This window comes from Mobiluncus sp. (assembly GCF_034180645.1).
In the GTDB taxonomy this organism is placed as follows: domain Bacteria; phylum Actinomycetota; class Actinomycetes; order Actinomycetales; family Actinomycetaceae; genus Mobiluncus.
The window spans coordinates 134,560-144,470 of the sequence record NZ_JAXFNY010000014.1 but is presented as its reverse complement, the minus strand read 5'-3'; the positions used below and the strand labels follow the sequence as shown (position 1 = coordinate 144,470).

7 protein-coding genes and 1 tRNA gene are annotated in these 9,911 nt (G+C 59.0%); 3 read left to right on the top strand and 5 right to left on the bottom strand.

Annotated elements, in window-relative coordinates; all coding sequences use genetic code 11:
- Positions 1-111 precede the first annotated feature (111 nt).
- On the bottom strand, positions 112-357 hold the full coding sequence (locus SPI05_RS09000) for a helix-turn-helix domain-containing protein (protein ID WP_414601972.1): 246 nt from the start codon (positions 355-357) through the stop codon (positions 112-114).
- Positions 358-729: 372 nt separating this feature from the next.
- Between SPI05_RS09000 and SPI05_RS08995 the strand changes: the two genes are divergently transcribed.
- On the top strand, positions 730-1,083 hold the full coding sequence (locus tag SPI05_RS08995; RefSeq protein ID WP_414601971.1) for a helix-turn-helix domain-containing protein: 354 nt from the start codon (positions 730-732) through the stop codon (positions 1,081-1,083).
- On the opposite strand, the gene SPI05_RS06240 is transcribed toward SPI05_RS08995, so the two are convergent.
- Together SPI05_RS06240 and SPI05_RS06235 are read right to left on the bottom strand one after the other, a co-directional pair.
- Positions 1,043-1,116 (bottom strand) — tRNA-Met (locus tag SPI05_RS06240). The two genes, SPI05_RS08995 and SPI05_RS06240, sit on opposite strands and share 41 nt — an antisense overlap.
- A gap of 170 nt (positions 1,117-1,286) precedes the next feature.
- On the bottom strand, positions 1,287-4,649 hold the full coding sequence (locus SPI05_RS06235; protein ID WP_321077136.1) for a UPF0182 family protein: 3,363 nt from the start codon (positions 4,647-4,649) through the stop codon (positions 1,287-1,289).
- A gap of 247 nt (positions 4,650-4,896) precedes the next feature.
- On the opposite strand from SPI05_RS06235, the gene SPI05_RS06230 reads away from it, so the two are divergent.
- Complete coding sequence (locus SPI05_RS06230) at positions 4,897-5,598, top strand: hypothetical protein (RefSeq protein ID WP_321077130.1); 702 nt, start codon at positions 4,897-4,899, stop codon at positions 5,596-5,598.
- 27 nt (positions 5,599-5,625) lie between these two features.
- On the opposite strand, the gene SPI05_RS06225 is transcribed toward SPI05_RS06230, so the two are convergent.
- Positions 5,626-7,185 carry an ATP-dependent helicase gene (locus tag SPI05_RS06225; RefSeq protein ID WP_321077128.1) on the bottom strand — a complete coding sequence of 520 codons (1,560 nt, stop codon included), beginning with the start codon at positions 7,183-7,185 and terminating at the stop codon, positions 5,626-5,628.
- Positions 7,186-7,359: 174 nt separating this feature from the next.
- On the opposite strand from SPI05_RS06225, the gene SPI05_RS06220 reads away from it, so the two are divergent.
- The gene (locus SPI05_RS06220; RefSeq protein WP_321077126.1) at positions 7,360-8,376 is read left to right on the top strand and encodes a hypothetical protein; all 1,017 of its coding nucleotides are present in this window, start codon (positions 7,360-7,362) and stop codon (positions 8,374-8,376) included.
- On the opposite strand, the gene SPI05_RS06215 is transcribed toward SPI05_RS06220, so the two are convergent.
- Positions 8,377-9,879 (bottom strand): zinc-dependent metalloprotease, encoded by a 1,503-nt coding sequence (locus tag SPI05_RS06215; RefSeq protein ID WP_321077124.1) that lies wholly within the window; start codon positions 9,877-9,879, stop codon positions 8,377-8,379.
- Between the last annotated feature and the right edge of the window lie 32 nt (positions 9,880-9,911).

Genomic DNA, 9,911 nt, shown 5'->3' with positions numbered 1-9,911 from the left:
TTGCTGCATCGAAAGCCCCTCAGCAAGGATCCGATCCTCGACCAAACGCACAACCCGATCCTTCGATTCCTGATCAAACTTCTTCGGCATAATCCAGATTTTCCCATCTACTCAAACGGAACAAAACCTGGGACACTTCAGGCCATCCTGACTCGACCGATGCACGACTTCCAGAAAACCATTACCCTTCAAAAAAGCAACCGACCGCTTCACACTCCGCACAGAAGTTGAAGCCATGCGCGCCAAAGTATCAATAGAGGGATGACACAGCCCCTCATCGTTAGCCTGGTCAGCAAGAGATACCAAAACCAGCTTGTCCAAAGGCTTCAAATTCTGAATTCCGAACGCCCACGTCATCGCCTGAATACTCACCGAGCCACCCCCTAAAACAACTCCGGAGGAAACACCGCATTGTCAGACTCGGTTTCAACATCATCGACCACTTCAGCACTGGTGTTCTCGGTCGCTGGGGTGGGGGTAAGAATACGAGAAATCTCAGAAGCCGGGATTCTGTAATAGCCAGATGGAAGTCTCGTGTAAGCAAGCTTCCCCTCGCTTATCCACCGGTAGATTGTTCCGGTGGTCACTTCAGAAGCTTGGCAACTTGCTTAGGACTCAGTACCTCACCCACAAAAACCTCTCATCGTTACGTTTACTGTAACTATATGACTGAGAATATCCTGATACTTATGTATTGTCAAGCGTGTTGATGTTGCATGATTTGCAATCATGTGTCAGTATGAACCTATGAATTCAGTGATAGCTGCTCCTATGAGCGCACAGACCGTTGACCAGCGGGTCGGTGAACTTATCCGATTTTGGATGTACCGCCGTGATATTAATCAACCGCAACTTGGTAAGTTGCTTGGACTTACTAGAGCAACAGTCTCGCGCAAGATTTCAGGCAAGGTAACTTGGACAGTCACCGAGCTAGCAAAGACGGCTGCCATCCTAGACGTTCCCCTCTCAGAACTCATGCCCGAAGACACCGTAGAAATAGCAAAGTCCCTGGAAGCGAATGCTTCCAGGGACCGTGGAACAGTAGCGGGGGCCGGATTTGAACCGACGACCTCCGGGTTATGAGCCCGGCGAGCTACCGAGCTGCTCCACCCCGCGTCAAGCGACCCATACACTTTACCAGTTCTGAGGTTTTACCTCAACTTGGAGGGCGCCACGGGTCGAGCTCACAAGCACGTTGCGGCACTTTCCTGGTCCGCTGAAGGTTTCCCCTGCCCGGCACTGTCCACCCCCCAGCTGGCAGTTTTCCGCGGACGACACTTTCCGTGTCAGCTAGCGGATTTGCGGGGTTGGGGACGGGCACTGGCTGCCGCGGAGGCTTTCGCCTTGGGACTAGCCGCCGGGGTCGCCGCGCCGCTGGGCTCGGTAGTCGGCTGGACGTTGGGCGTGTCGCCGGGATTCGCCGGCTGGGTCGCGTCGGGAGCCTCCGGCAGTCCGCCGCCGAAGATCAAAGCCTGCTGCAGCTGTTGCTTCAGCTCGGTTTGGGCCTTGCCGTAGGCTTCCCAATCGCCCGCTTTCATGGCCGCGTCCGCGTCATCCATCGCCTTGCGTGCGCCTTGCAGAGCCGCCTGGAGCTGCTGCTGCGGCGTCAAACTCGGTTCGGCAGGGTTCTCGCCATTGCCCTCGGCACCGGCTACTGGCACTTCATTTTCGGAAGTCTGTACCCCGGCGTCGCCGCCAAAGAGCTGATCGAGGGAAGCCTGCAGAGTCGGCGCGAATCCAATCTTGTCACCGAACGACGTCAACACGAAGCGCAGCAACGGATAGGTGGTACCGGATTGGGCCTGGACATAGACCGGCTGGACATACAGCAAGCCGCCGCCGACCGGCAAAGTCAGCAAGTTGCCGCGAACGACCTCGGTAGACTGCTGGGACAGCAGGTTCAACGTTTGCGAAACCGTATCGGTGGTCTTGAACTTGTTGGATACTTGGCCCGGACCGGGGACCGCTAGGTCCGAAGGCAGGGACAGTAGCCGCAGCTTGCCGTACCCGTCACGCACCTTGCCGGGCTCTGACCCCGTTTCCGAGTCCACTGTCAAATACCCGGTCAACACGTTTCGGTCTGACTGACCGTAAGGAATGTAGGTCGAGTACAGCGAGAACTCGGTCGATTCCTGGCCAGGAACTTTCATGGTCAGGTAGTAGGGAGGCTGCAGCGACGACAGGACGGTTTGTGAGCCCTCGTGAGTCGGGTCGTCGGGCAGTTTCCAGAAGTCCGAACCGGAATAGAACGACCGCGGATCGGTCGTGTGGTAGCGCGCGATGAGGTTTCGCTGCACCTTGAACAGGTCCTCGGGATACTTAAAGTGCGCCATCAAATCGCCGGAAACCGAGCTTAGCGGCTCAATCTGACCGGGGAACACTTTGCCCCAAGCGTTGACGATGGGGTCTTTCGCGTCCCACTGGTACAGGTGAACCGAACCGTCATAGGCATCAACCACGGCTTTCACAGAGTTGCGCATGTAGTTCACGCTGTTCATGACTTGGTAGCCGGAGCCGATGTTGCGCGAATCGGAAATGGAAGCGTTCAAATCCATGTGGTTTGAATACGGGTAAGAGTTCGAGGTCGTGTAACCGTCAACAATCCACACCACTCGTTTCGGCGTTTTCGGGTCGCCGTCCATGTCCACAACCGCGGGATACGCCCGCGAATCCAAGGTCAGGTACGGGGCGACTTTCGCCACGCGCTGTTCGGGGGAACGGTAGAACAGGATTTGCGAGGAGTTATTGACCTGTTGAGAAAAGAAAATCTCGGAGGAACGGAACTTGAGGGCATACATCAGCCTCTCCCACAAGTTACCCACGCTCGGCCCGCCTTGACCCGTGAAAGTGTTGTTAACGCCCTTGTCCTGAGTGACGTCGGAGGGGTAATCAAACTCCCGTTTCGGCGCACCCTTTGGCGCCCCCACGATGGAATAGTCCGGTGAGAACTGGCCGAAGTAAATCCGCGGCTCATATTCGCCCAGTTCACCTTGGGAGGGGATACCTTTTTCCCAGAAGGCCGGGGAGCCGTCCCCTTCGACTTTGGAACCGTAAGCGGTGACAACCCCGAAGCCGTGGGTGAACACCGTGTGCTGGTTGACCCAGGATTTTTGGGAATCACCCAACTGGTTCGTATCGAGCTCGCGCACTGCGATCACGGTGTCTTGCGGCTTGCCGTCAATGGTGTAGCGATCCACCGCCAGGTTAGAGGCGAATCGGTAGTACTGCCGGTTTTGTTCCATCTGGCCAAAAGTGCGGGACACGACCGAGGGGTCCAGCAGACGAATCGAGGCGGTAGACTCGCTATCCGACCGGAGCTGGCCGGCAGTAGCCTCCGTGGTTGCCTTATAGGTTTCTTCCTTTACGTCAGCGATTCCGAATGCGTCACGAGTCGCTTTGATGTTGTGAGCGATATAGGGCGCTTCGAGTTCCTGCGCGGACGGATCGACTTGGAACCGCTGCACCAGCCACGGGTAAAGGCTACCCACCAGCAGCGAGGACAGCACCATGACGCCGACCCCGGTGGCGGGAATGACCCAAGACTTCCGAAAAGCCCCGATGATGAACAACACGGCAATGACCAGGGAAATCCCCACCAAAATGTTCTTGGCCGGCAGCACGGCATGAATATCGGTGTAGGACGCCCCCGAAAACTTATCGTGCGACCCCAGAAGCAGCACGAACCGATCCAGGTAGTAGCGCAGGCCGATAATAGCAGCCAAGATAGCCAGCAAAACCGAGATGTGAATCCGGGTGCGGTCGGGAATCTCAGCAATTTTTGTGGACAGGTTGCCCTGCAGGTAGTAGCGGGCCAACGTAAACAACCCAGCGGTAACCACCACGTAGAACAGCAGGGTGGTCAGCTCGGAAAACACCGGCAGCGAGAACACGAAGAATGACGAATCTCGGGCGAAAACGGGATCCTTGACCCCAAAGTCATTCCGGTGGAACCACGCGGCGAACAGCTCCCACTGCGAAATCAACGGGGTGGCCACCATCAGACCCACCACCAGCGGTAATATCACAATCAGGAACTTGCGCCACGGCTGCAAAGTATCGTGCAGGGCTGCCACCGCGGGACGCTCGGAGCGGCGGGTGGCACGCCGGAATTCTTCTTCCAAATCCGCCGTGTCAAAGACCGTGTCGAACTCGGCGTCCAGATCAATAATCTTTTCCGAATCGGAGGGCTTGTCGGCGCCTTTACTGCCTGCCGACTTTTCCCCAGGATAGAGCGTTTCGTCACTTTGCTGGTCCGGTTTTTCCTGTTTAGCGGAATCCGGGGTCGTTTTGTCGCTCTCACGCTGAATCTTGCGTTTCGCCGCGTCCATCTTGCGTTCCGCGCCGCGGCGTTTCTTGGCTTTGCTGCGCTGCGAAGCATCGGGGCTCGCCTTCGCTGCAATCATCAAGTTCACCCAGGTCACGGCGGCCGCCAGCAGCATCGCCACAACCACTAAGCCAATGCGCCAACCCCAGGCCGTCAACACCACGGAAATCCGACCGAGCTGCTGATACCAAGCCAGTTCCGCCCAAATCCGCGACATGAATCCCACCACGGCGATGAGCACCGCGATAATCGCGATAACTATCCCCAAAGTCTTGGTTCCACCCTGGGGACCGGGATTCGCCCCACCAGCGGCGGGACGGGGCATACGGGGCGGCTGCATTCCGCCCGGACCGCGCGAGGCACCCCCCGGAGGACCGGCGAAAATATTGCCAAAGAACGAACCGTTAGAGGGATGCCCTGTACTCACTTAACTCCTCAGTCTCGAATTTGTACTCAGATGCCATCTTTCCACAAAACCCCGGTGTTCTTCCATTCGGGAAGTTTTTACCCCCAGTCCCCGCTCGCCTAGCTGGTTCCCCGAAGTTTCAACTTTTGATGAGATAATAGAAAACATGAGTGAACCAAGCAACCCTTTGACGAATTTTCCCGGCGGAACCGTAATGGGGATGTCCTTTACCCCGGATGGGAACGCCAGTCCGAACCCTGCCGGGGACGAGTCCACGCCCTCCGCATCTGAACAGGTTCCTGTCCCGGCTGAGATTCCCGCGATCGTGCGGGTGGTATGGGAGATTGACGCCCACGCCGAGCCTCTGACAGAGCTGCAAACTGGTCAACTCTTTACTTTGCACAAGACCGGGGAGGCCGCCGATATGCTGACGGGACACGCCCCAGATGAGCTGGTCGCCGCCATGCACGAAACCGCCGCGTCAGACCCCGAATCGTTGACAGCACTACCTTTCCAGCTACCCCATGACGATGGTTTGGATTTCTTACACCAGCTGGGACGCGTGGTGTGGAGCGATGAAATCGAAGGCGTGGCCGTACTCTACGAAACTGACGCCATGGTGACCGCCGAAGACATGGCTGACGCCCCCGCTGACCCCCAGGAACGGCAAGTCTTCCTAGAGAAAAAGACGGCAGGTCAGGAACGATCCCGTTTTGTCGTGGCCGCCACCCGCACCGAAGCCTGGTCGATCGTTCACCCGCACTTCGACACCGACCCGGAGCACATTGAACAGGGTCCGGCTTTGGTCGCGGATTTGCTGCAACTCATCACCAACGGCATCAACGGCGACCCGAACTCTGCCTCTTGACCTGCACTAAAGCTGACCAAACCCGGTCTAGTGCCTACCGGAACGCCGCAGCATTTCACTGCGGCGAGGCCAAAACGGCGCCAAGAAACGGCACGCCTCGCGTTCTTGGGCGGCGCCGTCGCGGCGGGCTTTGGCAAAAGACACGATGAGCCGGCTGCGCGCCCGCGTCACCCCGACATAGCACAGGCGGCGTTCTTCCTCGATAACCGCTGGGGTTTTGGCCAAGCTGATGGGTAGCAAACCTTCGCTGGCTCCCGCCAGAAACACCGCTTCCCACTCGAGCCCTTTCGCCGAGTGCAGGGAAGCTAACGTCACGCCGCCGGGTTCATCATCCTCCGTCTGCGCCCCGCTATCCGCGGTTCCTCCTGCAAGTTTCGTGACCTGGTCCTTGATTACGAAAGGAATTCGTTTCGCGCCCAAAGCCACCCCGAACAGTGCAGCTTGGGCGTTGGTACGGAACAACACCGCAATCTGGCTGGGTTTCAGGCCCTCCGCCAGCAGGTCTTGAATACGGCGCGCGATTTCCCTTGCCTCGGTTTCATCGTCCGGGGTTGCGAACCAAGACACCGCCGGGCCGGATTCGCGTTGAGACACCAGCCGGACGGTACCGCCCAAAGGCTTGCCGTCCGCCCCTTTTGCCTGGGACAAAACCTGATTCGCCAAGTTCACAATCTGGGGGGTGGAGCGATAGTCCCGGATTAGTTCCACGACTTTCGCTTCGGGATAGGTCTGGGTGAACTCGGTCAAATATTCCGGGGTGGCGCCAGCAAAAGAGTAGATGGTTTGCGCCGCGTCCCCCACCACCGCCAGGTCGCGGCGGCGTCCCAGCCAGCTCATCAACAGGTAGTTCTGTAGCGGGGAGACATCCTGATATTCGTCCACCACGAAATATCGGTACTGGTTGCGTATTGTCCGCGCCACGTCCTCGCGCTCGTCCATCATGCCCGCGCACAGCAGCAAAATATCTTCAAAATCCAGCTGTTCCGCTGATATTTTCGCATCCTCATAGGCGTCCAGCAGCTCCGCAACCCGCTCGGTACTCAAATCGGCTACGGCTTCGCGCCCTGCCGCCCGCGCCGCCGCGGCGTAATGCGGCGGGTCCACCAGCGACACCTTCGCCCACTCGATTTCCCCGGCTAGCGCCCGTACCTGCGCTTTTCCGAGGTTCAGCCCCAATCGCATCCCCGCTGCTGTCACCAGGGTCGCTTTCAGTCCGGTCAGGGTCGGCATGGTTCCGCCCATGACCTGCGGCCAAAAGTGCTTGACCTGCGCCAGCGCCGCGGAGTGGAAGGTGCGCGCCCAGACCTGTCCCACCCCCAGGCCTTCCAGTCGGGTTTTCATCTCTGCCGCGGCTTTTTGGGTAAACGTCAGCGCTAACACATTTTCGGAATCGACCTGCCCGCTGCGCACCCCGTAAGCGATGCGATAGGTAATCGCCCGGGTTTTCCCGGTGCCCGCCCCCGCCAGCACACATAGCGCCCCGTGCTGGTGCTGAGCAACCTCGCGCTGCTGTTCGTCCAGTTCATCCAGCAGTTGGGCGGCACTCAGTTCCGCACTGGGCGACGCAGCGTAACGCTTACCGTTCACGGTTACCTCCCCTCGACTCCGCGTTCCTTTACTCCTCCAAGTTTCCCACGCAGGATGACACCGCACGAAACCGGGGTCCTGTCCAGCGCGGATACCGAGTTATCCACAAGCACCAGATCGTCATTTGAGTTTATTATATAACATTTGAGATGCTTTGAATTGAGGTGAGAGATTATGAAACTAAATGAGGGTATTCACTTGGTTAAGCTACCCGATGGTTCAGTCGAGCTGTGCGCCGGACTGGAAACCATGTTTTGTTTTCCGCAGTGTTCCGAAAAGGAATTCCAGCTACTGCAACGCCTGGTGGCGGGCTGTACCCGCCCGGACTTGTCCGACTTTGCCAAAGCCTGCCGCATTCCCTTGACCAGAGTCTCGGAAATCCTGCGAGCCTTGGTTGACGTCGAACTGCTGCAGCTGCGCAGTCCCCGCCTACACGGCGGACCTGACGACGGATTTTGGTCACGAGCTGGGGGCGCCAAGATGCGTCGCGCCTACCGGAATCGCCAGGAACTGAGCGTTTCACTCAATCGGGCCGACCGTATGGCTCAACTGTTGGCTCTGGAACTGGGCGCCGCCGGTATCGGCAAGATTCAAGTCCCCGCCACCACCCGCAGCCCCGAACCGGACTTGGAAACCGCCCTTGACACGCGGCACACCACGAAAGACCTGGTAGAACAGCGCCTGCGGCACGCCGCGGTCACGACCCGGCGCATCCCAGCTGACTTGGCGGTACAGTTCAGCTGGGGTATTCCCGACCCGGTGGCGGCGCAAAAAGCGATGCAGGCCAATCAGCCGTTTCTGGCGGTGGTGGCAGGTCATGATTTTGTCGAGGTCGGACCGCTGGTTGTGCCCGGTTTGACCCCGTGCACGTCCTGTATCGCCCTGCACCAGGCCACAGAAGTGGCACACCTGGCAGAACGCGCCGCGAACCTGCACTGGGCAGCGTTTCCGCGGGTGGAAACAGCATTGGCAGGCGCGGGTGCGGCGATTGCAGCGGCGCAAGCCTTGGCATTCTTAGATTGCCGTGCCCTGCACCCCGGTGATGTCACGCGTATCTCGGTGGACGGAATCGTCACCACGCGACACTTCGAGGCTCACCCGGAATGCGACTGCAGTTACCTTCCGGTCGAGCTTGACGTTCCCCCGGAGCCGGCGTTTGCGAAGCGAGCCCGCGCGGTTACAGCCGCCTGATTAGACGTCAGGAGTGGGATTTTCCGGACTGTCCGGATCTGTCCACGGTTGACCGGAACCGTCGGGCGAATCGGCGTCGGGACGGTCTTGTGACACCTCCGCGTCACCTTCCGAATCAATGCCGGGCTCCAACCCTTTGGCGTATCCCAAAGTCCCTTGCAGCATAGCCTCCAAATCAGCTTCCAGCTGGTCTTTCGGGCCTTCTCCGGCCAGGCGCGCCACGAACTCGTCGGGGGCGTCGAAGTCGCTTTCCTCCGGTAGCAGGTCCGGGTGGTCCCACAAGCCTTCCGCGCCGGCTTCGCCGAGCTTGGCCACCAGTTTGGACCACAAGGCGCTGGCTTCACGCAACCGTTTGGGTCGCAGTTCCAAGCCGATGAGGGCGGCGAACGCTTTCTCGGCCGGTCCTCCGGTGGCGCGGCGCCGATTCATCATCTCTCGCAAGGCTCCCATCTGAGGTAACGTCCCTGCCAAACAGCGCGTGGTCACCATGTCGACCCATCCCTCCATAATCGCCAGCAGGGTCTCCAGGCTTTGTTTCGCGGCGGTTTGGTTATTGGTCTGACTGGGAGTCAGCACGCCTTGCGCGATGAGCTTGTGCAGGGCGTCTTGATCCATCGGGTCCAGGCCCTGCAGGGCCGATTCCATCGCTTGCAAATCGAAGCTGATGTCCCTCGCGTAGTCCTCAATCGCCTTGGTGACATGCATCCGCAGCCACGGCACGGCGTGATAAAGCCGCACGTAGGCGGCCTCGCGAGTCGCCAGGAAAGCCAGCACTGGCTCGACTTCCAGGCTGATGTCGGCAGCGAACTTTTCCACGTTTTCCAGCACTATTGCCGCTTGATTCACCTCTGCAACCGGCAGCCCGATGTCGGTCGAGCCAAAGCTCTCGGCCGCCAAACTCCCCCAAGCCTGGCCAAACTGCAGCCCGAACAGGTTTGAACTCAAAACCCCCAGCAGGGAATCCAGGTTCAGCGACGCCGGGTCGCCATCCTTGGAAAACAGCCCCATCAGCTGTTGTAGTTCGGGCGGGCCGGAAGAAATCTCGATATGTAAGTCGCCGTCGGCAATATGCGCAGACAGCGCCTGTTTCATAGACTCAGACGTTTTGGCAGCCACCGGGGTAACCAAGATTTTCCAGACTTCGGACGAGGCATCCAGCCACTTCGGTGCGGATAAGGCGGTATAGCTGGCAGGCGGCGGAGTGAGCGAAGTGACCGGGTCTAGGCGCAAATTAGCTTGAGACAGGGCTTGACGCACCCGGTCGGCATCAGCGGCAGTCACCACCCGGGTTGCCCCGCCCAGACGCCCCAGGGCAGTCATACGCGCCAAGTCCCAGTTCACCGGCTCATCGGAGCTGGACAGTAGGGACTGCAGCGGGAAAGCAAAAATACCCTCCCCTCCGGAAAACGCCGAGAACGGGGTGCCGGAACGGAGCTTTTCCTCCATCTCACGGGCTTTTTCCTCGCCAAAAACCTGGCGCAGCATTTCGGCCCAGTCAGGCATCTCACTTTCATCCATGAGACTATAGTATCCGT

Coding starts and splice junctions, on each gene's coding strand:
- SPI05_RS09000 (WP_414601972.1), bottom strand. CDS start 357: ATGACGTGGGCGTTCGGAATTCAGAATTTGAAGCCTTTGGACAAGCTG.
- SPI05_RS08995 (WP_414601971.1), top strand. CDS start 730: ATGTGTCAGTATGAACCTATGAATTCAGTGATAGCTGCTCCTATGAGC.
- SPI05_RS06235 (WP_321077136.1), bottom strand. CDS start 4,649: ATGCCCCGTCCCGCCGCTGGTGGGGCGAATCCCGGTCCCCAGGGTGGA.
- SPI05_RS06230 (WP_321077130.1), top strand. CDS start 4,897: ATGAGTGAACCAAGCAACCCTTTGACGAATTTTCCCGGCGGAACCGTA.
- SPI05_RS06220 (WP_321077126.1), top strand. CDS start 7,360: ATGAAACTAAATGAGGGTATTCACTTGGTTAAGCTACCCGATGGTTCA.
- SPI05_RS06215 (WP_321077124.1), bottom strand. CDS start 9,879: ATGCCTGACTGGGCCGAAATGCTGCGCCAGGTTTTTGGCGAGGAAAAA.